General features: G+C 69.2%; 15 protein-coding genes and 2 pseudogenes. 9 read left to right on the top strand and 8 right to left on the bottom strand.

The genetic code is table 11. The features are described from left to right. Positions 1-3 precede the first annotated feature (3 nt). The 3 genes from IH48_RS0131100 to IH48_RS0131090 form a co-directional block, all read right to left on the bottom strand. Positions 4-627 (bottom strand): NADPH-dependent F420 reductase, encoded by a 624-nt coding sequence (locus IH48_RS0131100; protein ID WP_030912260.1) that lies wholly within the window; start codon positions 625-627, stop codon positions 4-6. 52 nt (positions 628-679) lie between these two features. Continuing rightward, positions 680-1,408, bottom strand: a complete 729-nt coding sequence (locus tag IH48_RS0131095; protein WP_030912257.1) for an SDR family oxidoreductase — start codon at positions 1,406-1,408, stop codon at positions 680-682. A gap of 154 nt (positions 1,409-1,562) precedes the next feature. Further along, the gene (locus tag IH48_RS0131090) at positions 1,563-2,054 is read right to left on the bottom strand and encodes a GNAT family N-acetyltransferase (protein ID WP_030912254.1); all 492 of its coding nucleotides are present in this window, start codon (positions 2,052-2,054) and stop codon (positions 1,563-1,565) included. 98 nt (positions 2,055-2,152) lie between these two features. Between IH48_RS0131090 and IH48_RS0131085 the strand changes: the two genes are divergently transcribed. Continuing rightward, positions 2,153-3,067 (top strand): LysR family transcriptional regulator, encoded by a 915-nt coding sequence (locus tag IH48_RS0131085; protein WP_030912251.1) that lies wholly within the window; start codon positions 2,153-2,155, stop codon positions 3,065-3,067. A 57-nt stretch (positions 3,068-3,124) separates the two neighbouring features. Here IH48_RS0131085 and IH48_RS0131080 read toward each other — a convergent pair whose 3' ends face one another. Then, the gene (locus tag IH48_RS0131080) at positions 3,125-4,156 is read right to left on the bottom strand and encodes an amidohydrolase family protein (protein ID WP_030912248.1); all 1,032 of its coding nucleotides are present in this window, start codon (positions 4,154-4,156) and stop codon (positions 3,125-3,127) included. A 121-nt stretch (positions 4,157-4,277) separates the two neighbouring features. Between IH48_RS0131080 and IH48_RS0131075 the strand changes: the two genes are divergently transcribed. Further along, positions 4,278-5,108: a helix-turn-helix transcriptional regulator gene (locus tag IH48_RS0131075; protein WP_030912245.1), complete on the top strand. Its 831-nt coding sequence runs from the start codon at positions 4,278-4,280 to the stop codon at positions 5,106-5,108. A 76-nt stretch (positions 5,109-5,184) separates the two neighbouring features. On the opposite strand, the gene IH48_RS0131070 is transcribed toward IH48_RS0131075, so the two are convergent. Then, entirely contained in the window at positions 5,185-6,117 is a 933-nt protein-coding gene (locus tag IH48_RS0131070; protein ID WP_030912242.1) for a LysR family transcriptional regulator, read from the bottom strand. 132 nt (positions 6,118-6,249) lie between these two features. On the opposite strand from IH48_RS0131070, the gene IH48_RS0131065 reads away from it, so the two are divergent. The 3 genes from IH48_RS0131065 to IH48_RS0131055 are packed head-to-tail and all read left to right on the top strand — an operon-like array spanning position 6,250 to position 8,285. Further along, the gene (locus IH48_RS0131065) at positions 6,250-7,182 is read left to right on the top strand and encodes an NAD-dependent epimerase/dehydratase family protein (RefSeq protein ID WP_030912239.1); all 933 of its coding nucleotides are present in this window, start codon (positions 6,250-6,252) and stop codon (positions 7,180-7,182) included. Positions 7,183-7,230: 48 nt separating this feature from the next. After that, complete coding sequence (locus IH48_RS0131060; protein ID WP_030912236.1) at positions 7,231-7,725, top strand: SRPBCC domain-containing protein; 495 nt, start codon at positions 7,231-7,233, stop codon at positions 7,723-7,725. A 56-nt stretch (positions 7,726-7,781) separates the two neighbouring features. Continuing rightward, positions 7,782-8,285 carry an SRPBCC domain-containing protein gene (locus IH48_RS0131055; RefSeq protein WP_030912233.1) on the top strand — a complete coding sequence of 168 codons (504 nt, stop codon included), beginning with the start codon at positions 7,782-7,784 and terminating at the stop codon, positions 8,283-8,285. A gap of 138 nt (positions 8,286-8,423) precedes the next feature. Here the strand turns inward: IH48_RS0131055 and IH48_RS0131050 are convergent, their stop codons facing one another. Further along, a complete protein-coding gene (locus IH48_RS0131050; RefSeq protein WP_030912230.1) occupies positions 8,424-9,434 on the bottom strand; it encodes a hypothetical protein in 1,011 nt (336 codons plus the stop codon). 115 nt (positions 9,435-9,549) lie between these two features. Between IH48_RS0131050 and IH48_RS0131045 the strand changes: the two genes are divergently transcribed. After that, positions 9,550-10,203, top strand: a complete 654-nt coding sequence (locus tag IH48_RS0131045) for a TetR/AcrR family transcriptional regulator (RefSeq protein WP_030912227.1) — start codon at positions 9,550-9,552, stop codon at positions 10,201-10,203. Between the two features lie 174 nt (positions 10,204-10,377). Here the strand turns inward: IH48_RS0131045 and IH48_RS35425 are convergent, their stop codons facing one another. Further along, the gene (locus tag IH48_RS35425; protein WP_078850168.1) at positions 10,378-12,594 is read right to left on the bottom strand and encodes an SGNH/GDSL hydrolase family protein; all 2,217 of its coding nucleotides are present in this window, start codon (positions 12,592-12,594) and stop codon (positions 10,378-10,380) included. 785 nt (positions 12,595-13,379) lie between these two features. Between IH48_RS35425 and IH48_RS35420 the strand changes: the two are divergent. Continuing rightward, positions 13,380-14,254: pseudogene (locus IH48_RS35420) on the top strand (IS5 family transposase). A gap of 48 nt (positions 14,255-14,302) precedes the next feature. Here the strand turns inward: IH48_RS35420 and IH48_RS0131030 are convergent. Beyond that, entirely contained in the window at positions 14,303-15,067 is a 765-nt protein-coding gene (locus IH48_RS0131030; RefSeq protein WP_030912220.1) for a GNAT family N-acetyltransferase, read from the bottom strand. 246 nt (positions 15,068-15,313) lie between these two features. On the opposite strand from IH48_RS0131030, the gene IH48_RS0131025 reads away from it, so the two are divergent. Together IH48_RS0131025 and IH48_RS33775 are read left to right on the top strand one after the other, a co-directional pair. Beyond that, positions 15,314-16,462 carry a hypothetical protein gene (locus tag IH48_RS0131025; protein WP_051840914.1) on the top strand — a complete coding sequence of 383 codons (1,149 nt, stop codon included), beginning with the start codon at positions 15,314-15,316 and terminating at the stop codon, positions 16,460-16,462. A gap of 62 nt (positions 16,463-16,524) precedes the next feature. Continuing rightward, positions 16,525-18,099 (top strand): annotated as a pseudogene (locus IH48_RS33775) (IS1182 family transposase). The last annotated feature ends 14 nt before the right edge of the window (positions 18,100-18,113 follow it).

The raw sequence follows: 18,113 nt of genomic DNA, 5'->3' as shown, positions 1-18,113 counted from the left end.
CGCTCAGGCGGCAATGCTGACGCCGAGGGAGAAGTCGTAGTTCCCCACGCCCTGGCGTCCCAGGCCCATCATCAGCACGCCCGCCCCCTCAAGCCACTGCGCCATCTCCAGGCCGCCGGTGTCCATGGCGCGCAGTCCGATGCTCTCGATGAACGCCGACGTGCTCGCCTTGGCCCGCGCATCGTCACCGGCGATGAACACGTCGAGCGGGCGCCGCTGGGCCAGGACATGACCGAAGACGGTGTTGAACGCCTTCACGACGTGGACGCTCGCCGGAGCGGCCTTGGCGACCTCCCGCGCGACGGAGGTGCCGTCGGGGGTGACGACCCCGGTGGCGCTGGAGTTGAAAGGGTTCGTGATGTCGACGACGACCTTGCCGGCCAGCGCGTCCCCGTACTGGCCGACGAGCGGCACGGCGCTCCCGTGGGGCACTGCGAGAATGACGATGTCCCCGGCCGGGGCCGCGCCCACCGTTCCCGCGGTGGCGCCGCGGCCGAGAGCGCCGGCCACCTCCGCGGCCTTGGCCGCGTCACGGCCGATGACCTCCACGGTGTTTCCGCCGTCGAGCGCGCGGTCGGCGAGAACGCGGGCCATCTGCCCGAGACCGATGATGCTGATACTGCTCATGGTGAGTGCTCCTTGATGTGTTGGCGTTCTTTGCCTGTGTCGCGCTGTCGGGTCAGGACCAGCGCGCTCCCCCGTCGACGTGGAGGGTCTCGCCGGTGATGTAGGGATTCGTCAGCAACGCGCAGGCGGCAGCCGACACATCGGACGGATCCCCCACGCGGCGCGCCGGCGCGGAGGCCGCTATGTGCTGGAACAGCTTCTGCTTGTCGGGCACCACGGCGTCCCAGTTGCTGGTGTCGATCACGCCGGGTGAGAGGGCGTTGACACGCGTGGGCGCCAACTCGACCGCGAGGGCGGACGCGAGCGTGCTCACGCTGCCGTTGGTTGCCGCCATCGCGACGAGCCCGGGTGACGGCCGCCAGGCGGCCAGGCCCGAGAAGAACAGCAGCGAACCCGCCTCGGCGATCAGCGGGGCGAAGTGCTTGGCCAGGAGGATCGGGCCCACGACCTTGGCATCGAAGGCTGCGAGCAGGGCGCGGCGCTCAAGGGAGCGGACCGGCGCGTTGCCCCGCTCCGTGGCGGCGCTGACGAGATGGTCGAGTCCGCCCGCGGCCCTGACCTGATCCGCGGCCGCCCCGATCGATTCCTCGTCCGAGAGGTCCAGTGCGATGGGCCGTACGGCGTCCCCGATGGCCTTCGCCGCGGCGGTCGTCTTCTCGGCGTTCCGGCCCGCGAGCGTGACCCCTGCGCCTTCGCGGAGGAGGTCACCGGCCAGGGCGGCGGCGATGTCAGAGCCACCCCCCACGATCAGAACGTGCTTGTCCTTCAATGAATACGGCATCGAGCGCTCCACGCATGGTCCGCGGGACAGGCGGTGCACCCGTCCTCGTCTCAGAGTCCAACGCCCGCGGGGCGACCCGCCCTTCCCGTCGGATCATCGATAGATGGAAGAGTTGCCATAAATTCTTCTCATGCCGCAGCGGCGAGCCGGGCGTTCACGTCAGTTCCATGAGGACGTCGGCGCGGGCGTAGTAGTCGGACACCGGGAGACGGTCTCGGGCGATCCGGACGAATCCCGCTTCCTCGTAAAGGTGGATGGCGGGGGCCAGTTTGGTGTTCGTGCCGAGGAACAGCCGCGTCCCACCGAGCGCCCTGGCACGGTCGATCGCCGCGGCTATGAGCAGGCGGCCGATGCCGCGTCCTTGCGCGGCGGGAGCGACGGCCATCTTCGCCAGTTCGAACACATCATCCGGGTAGGCCAGCAGCGCGACGCAGCCGACCGCGGCTCCACCGTCCGGCTCCCGCGCCACGAGGACGTCGCCTCCCGTGGCCACGATGCGGCCGAACGGATCGCCGAGAACGGCCCGGTCCTCGTCCTGGAGGGTGAACAGGCGCGAGATCCACTCCTCGTTCAGCGTGTAGAACGCGTCGGCGTCACTTTGCGAGGCGATCGAGGAGACCTCGATGGGGGCGGAGGCGTACGACATGGGGCGGGCTTCCTTTCAGGTTTCGCTCCCCAGAGCCTCCGGCCCCGCTCACCCATATGTCCAATACACTCATTGGTGCTTACCAATAAGCTCAACGTATGGATCAGCGCATCGAACTCCGCCATCTGCGGTATTTCCTCGCTCTGACCGAGGAGCTGCACTTCGGTCACGCCTCCCAGCGGCTGCACATCGCTCAGCCCGCCCTGTCACAGCAGATCAGACAGCTTGAGAAGATCGTCGGCGTCGAGCTGTTCCGGCGGACCTCGCGGAGCGTCCGCCTCACAGAGGCGGGGGCGGCGTTCCGGCCACGGGCTCAGAGCCTCCTGGACACACTGGCTGCCGACGTCGACGAGGCCGGGCGCGTCGGCCGCGGCGAGACGGGCCGCTTGGATGTCGCCTTCATCACCTCCGCAACCGGCATTGTCGCCGGGCACCTCCGCGCATTCTCCCGCTACCGCCCCGAGGTTCAGGTCAAGTTGCAGGACGGCTTCACCACCGACGTCCTCGCGGCCTTGGAGCGTGGCACAGCCGACGTGGGAATCGTCCGGGACGCCGAGAAGCGGGACGACATCGATCTCTCGCTCCTGGCATCGGAGCGGTTCGTCGCCGTCGTCCCCGCGGACCATCCGGCCGCCGAGGGCGACCGGGTGCACGCGCGAGCGCTGGCCACCGACCCTCTGATCCTCTTTCCGCGTTCCGCGGGACCCAAGGCGTTCGACACGAACACGCAGCCGTTGCGGAACGCCGGTGTCGACGTCCAGGTCGCTCAGGAGTGCTCGAACTGGCACACCATCGTCACGTTCGTCGCGGCCGGCCTCGGTGTCACCATCGCGCCGTACAGCGTCACGACACCGCTCACCGCAGGCGCCCGAAGGCTGGAACTCGACGGACCTGCCACGGTGAGTCGGATTTTCATGGCCACCCGACAGGGGGACGACCGTCCCCTCGTACGAGCCTTCATCGCGGCGTCCGCCTCCGCGGGTCACGCCAGGACGCGCCGTCCTCCCCGGTGAAGCCGCGCGAGGCCCCCCGGGGAGTCCCCGACGCGAGAAGGGTTCTCGTGCCCGGTGTCACACGACGGGCGGCACGCGGAACAGTCGCTCGGCATTGCGGTGGCTGATGGCCGCCCGCTGTTCGTGGTCGAGGTCTGCCCCGGCCAGGAATGCGGTGGCGACGTCGCTGTCCTCGTAGGGATAGTCGACCGCGAACAGCACCCGCTCGGCGCCGACCTTGGCCAGGCAGTAGTTCAGGGCGTCGTGGTCGAACATCCCGCTCGTGGTGATCCAGACATTGCGCTGAAAGTATTCACTGGGCTTGAGTTCGAGCCTGACCATGTTGAGCACGTCGCGCGCCCAGGCGTACGTCTTGGCGTGGAGATTGTCCGTACGCCAGAGCCAGTACGGGATGCCCTCGCCGAGATGGCCGAGGACCATGCGCAGATCGGGATGCCGGTCAAAAGCACCACTGAGGATCAAGCGCATCGCGTGCGTCGCGGCCTCAGCCTGAAAGCCCCAGATCGCCTGTTGCAGACCGTAGGGGTTGAACGGGTCCAGCATCTGTGGGCTCGGCATCCGCGGATGCAGGTACAGCGTGCTGCCGGTCTCCTCGATGGCGGCCAGAATCGGTTCGGACTCCGGCTCGTCCAGGTAGCGCCCACCGGTGTGCGAGCCGATCAGCACGCCGCCGAATCCCAGCGTCCCGGTGGTCCGCCGGATCTCCTCGGCCGCCGCCTCGGGGTCCTGCGGCGCGACGGCGGCGAGCGCGGCGAACCGGGTCGGGTGGGCGGCCACCGTGTCCGCGAGCACGTCGTTCATCTCTCGCGCCAGCGACGTGGCCATCGCGGTGTCGGACCAGAGTTGGGCACCCGGCGGATTGAGGCTGAGCACCGACACGTCGATACCCGTCCTGTCCATCTCCTCCAGGCGCGTTCGCAGATCCGTCAGCCGCCGGCTGATGAACTCGTTGGTGATGAAACTACGGGAATACACCCGTTCGGCGTCCTCGCCGGGAAATGCCGCCTGGTCCGCCGTCCGCTCCCAGAAACGAGTGGTCGCGAAGTGCTCCTCGACCGCGATGATGCGTCGGCCCTCGGTGTCCGGCATCGCACGCTTCCCTTCTCCGTCAGTGTGTTGTGCCCGATGTCCTGACAAACGCTACGGAGATGCCGAAGGCGGATGCTGACCCCCGCTCTTCCTGGGAGCGGCAGGGTCACCCACGCATAGGATGCCTGGTGTGCACGGAAACAATTTGCTCGGCGAGTACCTGCGCATGTGCCGCGCTCGCGTCTCCCCGGGCGCCGTCGGGCTTGAGGGACTGGGACCACGTCGCGTGGCCGGGTTGCGACGCGAAGAGGTCGCGCTGCTCGCCGGCATCAGTTCCAACTACTACCTTCGGCTCGAACAGGGCCGCGACCGCAATCCCTCGGAGCAGGTGCTGCAATCCCTCGCGCGTGCGCTGCGCCTCGACCCGACCGAGAGGGCACACCTGCTCGCACTGGGCCGGCCGCCGGCCAGGCAAGTCGACGATGCCCGGCTGGTGACCGTCCCGGCCAGTATCGGGCAGCTCCTGCTGACACTGGACCTGCCCGCTTTCGTGCAGGACGAGCATTTCGACGTCCTCGCGTCGAATGCCATGGCCCGGGCACTCTCGCCGGCACTGCGGCCCGGCCGGAACCGCCTGTTGTCGGTATTCCTCGATCCGGACGAGCGCGCGCTGTTCGCCGACTGGGAGCTGGTCGCCGATCACCTGGTCGCCTCGTTCCGCACCTCGATCGGCGCCGATGCGGGTGACCAGCGCACCAGCGAACTCGTCAACGAGTTGTCGGCGAGCGGCACTCGTTTTCGCGCACGGTGGGAACGCCATGCCGTCGCCGACTTGGTGGACCGGCCTCCGGTCCGGTTCGCCCACCCGCTGGTCGGCGAGGTCACCCTGACCCGGGACAACCTGGCCATCGACGGACCCGACGCGCTGCGGCTGATGATCTACCACGCCGTGCCGGGCTCGGACGATCACGAGAGGCTGGTCCGTCTCAGGGAGGCGGCGCGCTCCGGCTGAGCGGGCCCGCCTGTTGGCCGAGGCCTGCCTGCCGGGCGCACGCGGCCTGCTACCAGGACGACGCGGAGCGCACCGATCACCGTGGCGTCAGGTCCTGGGGCCCGTCCTGTGCGAGCTGAGTGCGCACATCGCCGGGCACCCTCATGCCATGGCCGCGCAGATCGTCGATGAACCGCGCGACGAGCGGATCCGGCTCCCCCGGCGTCACCGCCACCAGTTGCCTGACCCACCGCGGGGAGAACGACCGCACTGCTCCCGGAAAGCCGTGGCTGACCGCGCTGACGGGGCACACGGCAATGCCCAGACCGGCGGCCGCGAGCTGCGGTGCCGTCGCGGTCACCGATGTCCTCATCACCGTCTCCGGGTGGACTCCCGCGTGGGCGAAGGACTGGTCGAGCCAGGCGCTGAGGCCGTTGTCCGGCGAGAAGTGCACGAGCGGCACGCCATCGAGATCCTCAAGGCGTACGGCCGACCGCTCGGTCAGCGGATGGCCGGCGCGTGTCGCCAGTACGATCTCCTCTTCCGCGACGGCGGTGATCGTGAAGCGCCCGGCCGAGGGAGCGGTCAGCACTGCTACGTCGACTTCGCCGGAGTCGACGAGGCCGAGTGCCTCGTCCATCGCCGTGGACTCGCGCAGTGTGATCGCGACCTCTGGACGGCGACGATGCCACTGCCGGATGACGGCCGCGAGCAGCGGCACCGTGAGGCTCTGCGCGCAGACCAATCGCAGGACTCCCCCGGCCGCTTGTCCCGCGGCACGTGCCGACCGAACCGCGGAGGCGGCCGCCTCGATGGCTCGTCTCGCATCCGCGACGGCGGCACGCCCGGCAGAAGTGAGCTTGACTCCCCGAGGCTCACGGCGAAGCAGGCTCGTGCGGGTCTCGCGTTCCAGCGAAGCGAGCTGATGAGAGACAGCGGGCTGCGACGAGTGCAGCAGCAGCGCGGCCTGGGTGATCGATCCGGAGTCCGCGACAGCGACAAGGCACTCCAGTGCCCGCAGAGAAGCCATCCATGAATTCTATCGCAGACCTTCGAAGCATGACTGTTATTGAGGGAAGGCATCCGGGCCCCTGGTTGCTCACATCCACGAGACCCTCTCGCCTGCCCGGCGAGGGGCTCGCACAGAGGGAAGGAGAGCCTTATGGCGCATGTGTTCGTTACCGGCGGTTCCGGGTTCATCGGCCAGGTGCTGGTACGCCGGCTGCTCGGCGCTGGGCACTCGGTTGCCGCTCTGGTACGAAGCGAGGCATCGGCCGCGAAGGTCTCGGCGCTGGGCGCGGAGCCCGTGCGGGGCGAGCTGACCGACCCGTTCACGTGGCGTGACAATGTGGCGGGGCACGACGTGGTCTTCCACCTCGCGGCGGAGACGGACGTCACCGCCGATCGCGAACGCCATGAGCTGGTGACGGTTCGCGGCACCCAGGCGGCCGTCGACGCCGCTCGGTACGCGGGAGTTCCACGTTTCGTCCACTGCGGCAGCGAAGCCGCGCTTCTCGCCGGCGCCCCGCTCGTGAACGTGGACGAGACCGCGCCGCTGCGGCCCGACTCGGACGCCGCTTACAGTGCGACGAAGGCCGTGGCCGAGAAGATCGTGCTCGACGCGAACACCCTGGGCTTCGCCACGGTGTCGATTCGCCCGCGCTTCGTCTGGGGTCCAGGCAGCTTCCTCGTCGAGGGCCTGGCCGCGGCGGCGAAGGCGGGAGGGTTCGCCTGGATCGACGGCGGCCGGCACACGACCGACGTCACGTTCGTCGAGAACGCCGTCGAGGGACTCGTGCTCGGCTGGCAGCGCGGCCGGCCAGGTCAGGCCTACTTCATCACCGACCGGCACCGCGTCACCCTCCGCGAGTTCCTGGAGAGCCAGTTCGAGATCTACGGCGTCGATGTCCCGATCCCCGAGATGGACGCCGAGACCGCCGCAGCCGAGATGCCCGTTCCCGCTCGATGGTTTCTCGGGCAGCAGTGCACCCTGCGGACGGACAAGGCCGTGATCGATCTCGGATACGAGCCCGTTGTCGACCACACCGCCGGTCTGGACGCGGTCAGAGAGTCGGTGGGGCTCAGCCGCGCGTGAAGCGCCGTCCACCCCCAGCCGGCATACATCAATGTTTTGGAGATCCCCATGTTCGAAGCGGTGAATTGGCCCGAGGCCATGACTCCGAGTCGCTCCCCCATCCACTTCACCAACGAGCTCGAGGTCGAGGCCGCACCGGAGACGATCTGGTCCCTGCTCGTCGACACCCGGACCTGGCCCGCCTTCTACCCGGGCGTCGAGCATGTCCAGCTGCTCGACGGCCATGACTCACTGCGCCTCGGAACCCGATTCGAGACCAATCTCGCCGGCCAGGACGTCTTCGCGTCCGTACAGGAATTCCAGCCTGGGACGCGTATCGCCTGGGGCGGTGGTCCCAAGGCATCGGAAGACTCACAGGCTTATCACGCCTGGATCATCACGCCCACGCCGAAGGGAACCCATCTCTGGACCGAGGAGACGATGCGGGGCCCGCTCTGGATCGAGCTGGCGAAGCAGGATCCCGCGGTCTTCTGGCGCACGCACGAGAACCTTCTCGCGGCGCTCGCCCAGGTGGCGGCCGAGCGTGAGAACCAGGCCGGTTGACCCGCGCGGCACTGCGAAGCACTCTCGCCGCACCACCCGAAGAGGAGAAAAGGCCGATGTATGACAAGGTGATCTGGCCCGAACAGTACGACCCGAAGGTTTCGGCTCTCTACGCGCTCAACGACATCGACGTGAAGGCGCCGCCCGAGGTGGTGTGGAGGCTGCTCGTCGACGCCGAGAACTGGTCGAGCTACTTCCCGCCCGAGGACCGCGTGAAGGTCCTGACCGGAAAGCCGGAACTGGCTCTCGGGACCCGGTTCAGCCGAGTGACGGTCGGCTTTCCCATGACTCTCGAGGTGACGGAGTACGAGCCATTCACCAGGCTCGCGTGGGCGACAACGGTCGACGGCGACGAAACGGGTTCGACCGCCTACCACGGGTGGGTCATCACGCCCACGCATGCCGGCTGCCACGTATTGACGGAGGAGACACAGCAGGGCGCTTTCTTCGTCGAGGAGCTCGGACGCAAGCATCCCGGTGCGCTCTACCAGTACCACCAGGAGTGGGTCGAGCTCCTCGCCCGTGCCGCAGAGGCGGAGGCGGCAAAGCCCGCGGCGTAAGGGCGTTCCGCCTCAGCGGTGCCATGCCGGACGGCAGGGCGGCGTTGACGAGCGGCGGCGACCCTCCCCCTCGCGCGGGGCGGGCAACCGGACCCGAGCGACGGCCTTGCCGTCCGAGTGTGGTCGTGTGGGGGGCTGTCATCTGCGATACCGCTGGGCCACTGCCGAGAACGCGGCCTTGGGTTCCCACTCCATGTCGGAGTAGGTCCGTCCCCGGCGGCCTTCGAGGAGTTTGACGATGCCCAGGCCGGCCCGGTCCAGGTCGTCCCTGGGGTCGCCGTCCGGGCGGTGCGGGTAGCCGGGCAGGGCGAACAGGAACACGAACGCGCTGTCCACGCCCTCCGACTCGAAGATCTCCAGCAGTTCGCTCAGATAGGCGGCCTGGCCCGCCTCGTCACGCTCGTACACGCCGTTCAGCCGCACGGGAGCCTTGGTCACCGGGTCGTACTCGACCACCTCAAGCACCCGGCCGCCGCGATCCCCCGCGCCGCGGTAGGCCGCGGTACCGAACCCGGTGATGGCGAGCGGCTTCGGGCCTTGAGCCAGGGTGTGCACTGCCTCCCGGAACCGGTCGGCGACCTCGGCCGAGCGGATCAGCTCGAACGTCACCAGGTCGAAGGGGGTCCAGTCGACCTGCTCGAACTGGATGGACGCGTAGGTGAGCCGGCCCTGGAAGTGTGCGCGGACCGTGGCCGCCGCGTCGCGGAGGAACGTATTGATGCGCATGCCGAGTTCGCGCATCGCTTCGGCCCGTCGCTCGGGCCGGCTCATCAGCCGCTCGACCCGTTCCTCGGGGCTTTCACCGCGCAGGAACCCCCGGTTCATCACGCTCAGCTCGACCCCTGCGACGAACACCACCGTCGCCCCCTGCTGCCGGAGCCGTTCCGCTCGCGCGGCGCAGTCGCGGAAGAGTGTGAGGATCTGCTCCGGTTCCAGTTCCAGCGGATAGGGCGAGAACCAGACCTCCAGGCCGAGTTCGGCGGCGGCACCGGCGGCCAGCTCCAGTCGCCGCGGGTCGCCGCCGATGATCTGTACCGCGTTGCAGTGCAGATCGTCGCGGATGATGGCGAGTTCGCGCCGGACGACTGCCATGTCGAAGTGATCGCGGGATGTCCGGTCGTGCGCGACGAACCCGGTGTCGTAGGTCATTCCTCTTGCTCGCATGGTGACGTCCTCTCCATCGATCCTGGTCGGGGCGAGGCTGGCAGAGGAAATGCGTGCACGCAAGTTTGCGTGCACGCAGTCCGCGTGGGAGGCTGGGGCCGTGACGACACCACCCTCAGGGTTGCGGGAGCGGAAGAAGCAGGCCACACGCGAGGCGCTGCGCGAAGCCGCTCTGCGCCTGGCCGTCGAGCGCGGACCCGACCGGGTGCGGGTCGAGGACATCGCCGATGCGGCCGGGGTCTCGCCGCGCACCTACAACAACTACTTCGCCAGCCGGGAGCAGGCGATCGTCTCCGCAGTGACCGCGGACCGGGAGGCGCGCGTCGCGGCGGCCGTCGCCGCGCGGCCCGCGGGGGTGCGCCTGGCCGACGCCGTCACGGAGGCGGTGGTCGAGCAGTACACGCACACCGGCGACCACGAACACGAGGTATTGCTGCTGATCACCACCCGGACAGCGCTGCGCGACGCGTTCCTCGGTGCCACCGCAGCCATCGAGCCCCCTCTCACAGCGGTGATCGCCGAGCGCCTGCAAGACACCGGAGCGCACGCGGCTCGCGTGCTCGCGGCAAGTGTGGCCGCGGCCGTTCGCATCGCGCTGGAAGGCTGGCTCAAGCCCCCCGTGAGCGCGGAGGCCGCCGAGGGACCCGCCGCAGGACTGGTCGTGCCTTCCGGCTCCCTGCCCGACCAGCTCCGCGACACACTGGCCCCGCTCGCGCCCGCGTTCGACGCCGCCGAGCGACGCGTCAGGCCGTGAAGGCGAGTCATCCATCGCAGGCACGTGGCGCGCCGGGTCCGGCGTCGCGCTCGACGGCCACGCTTCGGCCCTCGGACAGAGAGTCGCCGATGTCGCCGCCCACCGCCGAGGGGCCGTGGCCGAAGCGGCCAGGGCCCCTCGTGCGGCCGGTCCACCGAGAGCAGCAGCGGAAGACTACCCGGCCTGGTGGACCGTCACGGCGAACAACTGGAGCCGCGCCTGGTCGGGCAGAGTGATCGACCGCAGCGTACGGCTCGGGTCAAGCGGAAGCGTACGAGCGTAGATGTCGACGGCGGGGCCGTCGCGCCCGGCGCCGGCCTTGTAGCGGTACGGTGCCGCGACGGCGACCTCCTCGCCCGCTTGGGGCCCGGAGGCCCAGTCACTGACGTTCAGGGGAAGCGACGCGGTCGACCCGTCCGTGTACGTGACGGTGGCGCTCGTGGTCACCGCTCCCCCGCTCGCGGCGGCCAGCAACCGCAGGTCGCTCGCACGAAGGGCGGGCAAGGGGAGCGTCTGGCCCTTCGCCGTGACCGTGTTGTCCACGCCGTCGGCGCCCGACGGGAAGGCGAACGGCGATCCGGCCAGCACGTCGGCGCCTTCCGCGGGCAGCGTCTCGGCGGCGTAACTCCAGCCGAGTCCGTCGAAGTTGCCGTCACCGGGATGCGCGGCGGTCGCGATCGAGTCGTGGTCGTAGGCGGAGGTGAGGTCGACCGTGCAGGCGTCGTCGGTCTGCGCGCACCCCACGTGCTCGACGTCGAGGGTCGCCTGCGCGAAGGCCCGGCGGCCGTCACTGGTGCGGACGGTGAAGGCGACGTGGTGTGTACCGGGCTTCGTCGTCGAGGGCACCTTGAGGTCCTGTGCGAGGTCGACCTGTGCGTAGCGCCCCTTGCTGGGTACGGCGAACGAGCTGTGCCGGCTCGCCCCGTCGAGGGTGACGGCGACGCTCCCGCGGACCGTGCCCGGGCCCTGGACGGTCACCCGCGAGGTGAAGGACACCGTGGCCGGACTGCCGGCGATCGTCACGGTGCTGCTGGGCGCTGCGGCCAACGACAGCGAACGTTCCGCTCGGCCGTGCGGCGCCGGCCGCACCCGCGCCGGCCGGCCGAGTGCCTTCAGGTCGATGGAGTCGGCCATGGCCCGGTAACCCGCGTCGCCGGGGTGCAGGTGGTCGCCGCTGTCGTACGCCGGCAGCATGCGGTGCGGGTCGGCGGGGTCGCGCACGGCCGCGTCGAAGTCGACCACCGCGTCGAAGACACCACTTGACCGGATCCAGTCGTTGACCCCCTGGCGGGCGGCCTCTTCGTCCGCGTCGTACGTACTCCAGCCTTCGAAGGGCGTGATGGTGCCGCCCAGTACCCGCAGGCCGGCGGCGTGCGCCTGGTCGGCGATCCCCCGCAGACCCGCGATGATCCTGGCCGGGTCGAGTTGGTGCGGCGTCTGCTGGATGTCGTTGATGCCCTCCAGCACGATCAGCGTCTGGGCCCCCGCCTTCCGCACGACGTCACGGTCCACCCGGGCCGTCGCGCGTACGCCGGCACCGTCGAGCAGCACCCGGTTGCCGCTGATGCCCGCGTTGAGCACGCCGAACCCGGCGGCCGGGCCATGGCTCGCGTTCAGCCGTGCCGCCAGCCGGTCCGGCCAGCTCACATTGGCGTCCGCCGTGGAGTGGACCCCGTCCGTGATGGAGTCGCCGAGGGTGACCACCGCACCGGCCCTGGCGCGGATGGGCGCGACATCGACCTCGGTGACGTAGAACCAGGACTGCGTGGTCGACGGCAGGCCGGCCGCGGAGGTGTCGGCGGCGTGGTCCGTCCCGTCGGCCGAGTACCAGGACGTCGTGTTCGCGAAGGAGTGGAAGGTCATCGGGTCGGACGGGTCCGGCGTGAACGTGGTGACGAAGAGGTTGGCGGCCGCCGCGAGCGGCAGGGGTACGGGGTCGCTGTAACGCTCCTCGCCCGCCGGGATCGTCACGGACCGGTTTCCGCCGAAGGTCACGTTCCGCAGGGTGCCGGGCGCGATCGCCGCGCTACCGGGCAGTTGCTGCAGTGCCACCGTGGTGTGCGCGAACCGCACGGGCTTGCTGCCGAAGGCATTGGACAGCTTCACCCGCACGCTCTGTCCGGCGATGCTCGTGCGGACGAGGTTGCGGATCGTGTATCCGGCGGAACCGGTGCCACTCGTACCGCTGTCGGCCGCGGCCGCCCACGTACCGACCCAGTCCCCGCTCCGCGTGGGCTTTTTGACGGCCGTGTGCTCCGCGGCCGGTGGTGCGGTCACGGTTGCGTGTGCCGGTGTCGTTTCGGGCTCCGCGGCCGCGGCACTGGCCGCGGCGGACAACGGGAAAAAAGCTGCCAGCAGGAACAGGACTGGCAGCATGGCATATCTGCGCATGGACACTCCCTCCGAACTCGTAACTCGTATCTCTCCCGGGTGCATGAGTGCGTGGCGAGCCCGTCGGCCGCCATGGAGCGGAAATGGCAACGTTGTCATAGACCTGACGGCCCGAAGGTACAGCACGGCGGAGGAGCCGCCAAGAAGGCCGGGGCCGCTCGCAGCGGCGCCGCTCCGCGCCTCGTGCACCCGGCGGGGCGCCACCGCCTGGCCGGCGTCCACGGCCGCGTCCTTCGTCCACTCCCCCGGCTCCGCCCATGCGTGCGGCGCGAGGTTGAACGTCCCCCAGTGGATCGGCGCAGCCGCAGGACCTCGATGGTGGTGGAGAAACCAAGACGGGCGGGAGCCACGGTCACAGAAAATCACATCTCTGACCTGCGGTTTTTCAGGTCCCCCTACGTTGACATGTCCTCGACCGCGTGGGCCAGCCGTTCCGGGGGCTTTCCTGTCTGCCACGGGCGAACTGTCGATCCGACTCACTTCGCTTCGGACCTGCCGCCCACATGACTGGTGCGTCCGCTCTACCGGCTTCGGCTCCTACGACAGTCCTTCGCACCGCTCCAGCCGCTCGGGTTGATACGGCAGCCGCCCTGTGTCCGGCCCTTCCTCGACCTTCTGGCCCGCCTGGCCATGAGCCGTGCAAACGCCAAGGCGTCATGTTGCACCCAACGGAACACCCTCGCAGGCGCGGGGGTGTTCCGTACTGGGACTGTGGGCCGGAGTGGTCGTGGGCGTCCTAGGCCGTGTATCGAAAATGGATCTTGGGCTGTGAATGATCACGACTCATGGGTCGGGGAGATCTCTCAGACGAACAGTCGGCAATGCTGGAGCCGTTGCTGCCGAAAGGGACGAAGGCGGGGCGGCCACCGGTCTGGCCCCGGCGGCAGCTGATCGACGGCATACGGTTCCGGGTCCGGACCGGTGTTCCGTTGCGGGACGTGCCCGTCGAGTACGGACCGTGGAACCGGGTCTACGACCTGTTCCGCCGATGGCAGTGAAACGGCACTTGGCACCGCATTCTTACCTGCCTCCAGTCCCTGGCCGACGCGAAGGGGGCGATCGTGTGGGACCTGAACGTCGACTCCACGGTCTGCCGCGCCCACCAGTATGCGGCCGGAGCCCGAAGGCAGGGTGACCTGCAGAAGGAACCACCGGGCGGTGTCCATGAAGAGCCCGGAGATCACGGACTGGGTCGGTCGCGCGGCGGGTTCACCACCAAGCTCCACTTGGCCGTCGAGCAGGGCCAGAAGCCCATGGCGATCGTGATCACAGCAGGGCAGCGCGGCGATTCGCCGCAGTTCGAGCCCGTGCTGGAGAGGATACGTGTGCCCGGCCTCGGGCCGGGTCGGGGCGTGTCCGCCCCAACCGGGTCCGTGCGGACGAGGCGTACGCCTCCCGCAAGAACCGAGGCTACCTGCGCCGCCGCGGCATCCGCTGCACCATTCCGGACAAGGCCGACCAGGCACGCATCCGCAAGAAGCTCGGTTCTCTCGGTGGCCGGCCGCCCGGGTTCAACGCCGAGGACTACAAGGCTCGGCATGCCGTCGAGTGCGGCATCAACCGCCTCAAAAGGAACCGGTCCGTGGCCACGAGATACGACGAGCTTGCGGGCCGCTACGAGGCCACTGTCCTCGTAGCGGCCATCAACGAGTGGCTGTGAACGGCGCAATCAGGGGCGACGGACGGATGTCCGTGGAGTTGTGGAGGTTCAGGTGTTGATGGCGTGTTCGACGAACTGGCCGCAGGCGCGGAACCCCAGGCGGCGGTACACAGGCTCGCCGTCGGCCGATGCCTGCAGGACCGCGATGTGGTGGTCTCGATCGCGGGCAGCGTGAAGGGCCGCGAGCGTGATGGCTCCGCCGTATCCACGCCGGCGCTGGGCGGCCAGGGTGGAGATGTTGTAGACGCCGGCGACTCCCGCGTGGTGGAACACCTCGGCAGAGCAGACCGGACGGTTCTCCACGTAGCCCACCAGGTACCGGGCCGGGCAGGTCGCGGCCAGCGCCTGGGAAGCAGCCCTGGCGAAGAAATCACGGACCGTTTCGGCGGGTGGGTTCCAGTTCGCGGCGAGGACCGTGGCGTAGTCGGCGAGCTGCTCGGGCGTGTTCACCGTTCGGATGTCCAGACCCGGGACAGAAGGAACCGGCAGGGTGACGTCCAGCTCGGCCCACATCGCCGTCTCACTCTCGGACACCGGCAGACCGACCGCGGTCAGGCGGGTGGTGAGGTCTGTCGGTGTCGAGGCAGGTCCCACCCACCAGGAGAAACCGCGGCCGGTACCGGCCAGCGATTTGACGATCTCGGAGATGCGGGCCGCGGCGTCGCCGGCGGTGAAGCGGGCCGCGGCGACGATGTTGAACGTGTCGTCGTTCAAGCCGCTGTCCGCGACCAGGAGGTCATCAGTCTCCGTGACGGTCGCACCGGACATGCTCCGGTGCAGATGGCAGGCGTGTTCCGCCAGATTCCGCTCCATCCTGTCCGTCAAGTCGGCTTCATCGAGAAAATGATCATTCATAGGGGTTGATCCCAGCACGACCGGGGGAAGGCTGCATGTCATTTTAGGCGGTGCCACGCCGACGACCAGCAATTTCGATACACGCCCTAGAAGATCACTGAAAATCAGCGGTGCTGGCCCTGTGCCACTCGGTGCGGAGCCAGCCTGTTGGTGCGTACCAGTGCCTGCGCACCTCCCCCTGAGAGCTTCTGCCATCATGGCGCGATGAGGAGCGCCGAATCCGTCCCCCTGTCGCTCACCGGACCCGCGAGCCACACGATCGTCCGAGAACCGGGCGTCGGCAGCCTGACGATCGGACCGGCCGACGCCGGCGGCCCGCGACCCGACCTCGTCGTCGGGGCCGACGACACGATCAACTGGTCCGCGTTCGACGGGAACACCTTCTGGCCGCGCTACCTGACCTACCGGGGGAACGACATCGGCTTCTTCGCCTGGTCGATGAAACGCCCCGTCGAGGGCGTGACATGGATACCGCAGGCCGCCGCAGAAGTGGACGCCAGCCAGGCCCGGATCAGGGAACTGAGCGTCCACCTGCACGCGGTCGGCCTGGACATCGTCCTGCCGAACGACTGCTCCAGCTTCGTGGCAGTCGGCGACCTCTCACAGCTCAAATCGAAGCCGGCCGCAGACGCGCTCTGCCCACGGCTGGTATTCCGCCCCACGACCAAGCCATCACGGCGAGCCGATCCGCTCAGCTTGCCGAACTTCCCCGCCCTGGCCGCCGCCACCTCGGTCAGTGTCACTGTCGACCCGTTGCGGCAGGCATTCGACTGCACCAGCCTGCTGCAATTTCCCCGAACACGGCATGTTTCACTGCGGGGCCGACTCACCGGCTTGGAGGCGCTGGCACGCTTCAACGATCTGGTGGGACTGGAACTGCGGTACTGCCCCGATCTGTCCACCCTGCCACCCCTGGACACCTGGCCGGACCTCACCACCTTCATCGGCTGGAACATCGACGAAGCCACCGGCAAGCGGCTGCGCACCGAGATCCGTAGCCTCACCCGGACGGCGGGGCGGCAGTGGGAGTTCGCCTCCGCGAAGCAGCTGCGATCGCCGGAGTGGTTCGCCACGGAATACGGCCTTCCGTTCTCTGGGTGGCCGGCGAAGGCTGCACGCGTCGCTGTTAAGGAATACCGTGCCGCCGAAGCCGGCATGGTCGCCTCGCCTTCCCTCCGTGGCGCCGAGGCGGCAATCCGCGCCTTCGTCCGAGCGGTCAACGTGCTGCCGGCTGTCGAGACGACAGAACGCGAGGATGCCGCTGAGGCGGTCGTACAACTCGCCGCGAGCGCACCGGTGGACATCGCGGTGGACCTCGCCCTGTCCTGGTTCGAGTCGGAGCGGGACTTCTAGAACGCTCCTGAAAATTATGGGTTCTGACCCTGCTCCGGGTGGAGTGGGGCCAGTCTTGTGTCATGCAGGGGGAATGGGGCGGGGAGAGCGTCGGCGAGGACGTGTGGGAGACCTGCCGGGAACTGATCCCGGCCGGGGGCGTGTTCGCGTTCCTGGCCGAGCACCGCGAGATGCTGTTCCCGAAGTCGATGTTCGCGGACATGTATCCCTCGACCAACGGGCGGCCCTCGATGCCGCCGCAGGTCCTGGCCGCGACGGTGGTGTGCAGAGCCTGCACGGCTTGTCGGACTTCGAGACGGTGCAGGAACTGCGGTGCGACCTGCGGTGGAAGGCGGCGTGCGGGCTCGGGCTGCACGACACCGCGTTCGACCCCTCGCTGCTGACCTACTTCCGCCGCCTGCAGCGTTCCGGCGACCCGAACCGGCTGTTCCACAAGGTCAGGGAGGTCGTGGCGGCGACCGGTGTCCTCAAGGGCCGGCAGCGGCGGGCGCTGGACTCCACCGTGCTGGACGACGCGGTCTCCACCCAGGACACCGTCACCCAACTGGTCGCCGCGATCCGCCGGGTCATCCGCGAGGTCCCCCACGCCGAGCAGACCGCCGCGACCTGGTGCACCGCCCACGACTACACCGACCCCGGCAAGCCGAAGATCGCCTGGAACGACGAGGCCGCCCGCGCCGACCTGGTCGACGCCCTGGTCACCGACGCGCTCCCCCTGCTGGGCCGGCTGCCCGAGCAGCAGGCGGGCGAGGCCGCGGCGAACGCGCTCGGGCTGCTGGCCCTGGTCGCGGGCCAGGACGTGGAACCCGCTGACGACTCCGACGGCCGCGACGGACGCTGGCGCATCGCCCAGGGCACGGTCCGCGACCGCACGGTGTCCACCGTCGACCCCGAGACGCGGCACATCCACAAGAACCGGACCCGTCACCAGGAGGGCTTCCGCGCCCACGTGGCCTTCGAACCCGAGGCCGGGGTGTTCACCGACGTCACCCTGACCACGGGCAGCGGCGCGGACAACCACGAGGCCGCCGTCGCCAAGGATCTCCTCGCCGAGGAGGACGCGCCGGTCACCGCCCTGGGCGACGCCGCCTACGGCACCGGACTTACGCGAACATCTCCAGGGGCAGGGGCACAGCCTGGTCCTGAAGCCGCCGCCGCTCAACCCGGCGATCCCCAGCGGGTTCACCGCCGACGACTTCACCATCGACACCGAGCAGGGCCAGGCGACCTGCCCCGCCGGACACACCGTCGCGCTCGGCCGGCCCTCGGCGAACGGCTCCCGCCAGGCCCAGTTCAAGAAGCTGTGCGCCACCTGCCCGCTCAAGGACCGCTGCACCCGCTCCAAGACCGGCCGCGTCTTCAGCGTCCACGCCCAGTACGACCTGCTCAAAGCCACCCGCGACCAGGCCGCCGCCGACCCCGAATGGCAGGCCGAGTACCGCCGCTGGCGACCACCGGTCGAACGCGCCATCGCCTGGCTCGTCGCCAAGGGCAACCGCCGCGTCCCCTACCGAGGCGTCATCAAGAACGACACCTGGCTCGACAACCGCGCCGCCGCCCTCAACCTCCGCCGCCCCATCAACCTCGGACTCACCCGCGCAGGCGGCACCTGGACGATCGCCACGACCACCGCATGACACGAGGGGCCACC

Source organism: Streptomyces sp. NRRL F-5126, from assembly GCF_000721265.1.
GTDB lineage: Bacteria > Actinomycetota > Actinomycetes > Streptomycetales > Streptomycetaceae > Streptomyces.
Note: the sequence above shows the minus strand (reverse complement) of the source record. Positions and strands in the feature narration are given on the sequence as shown.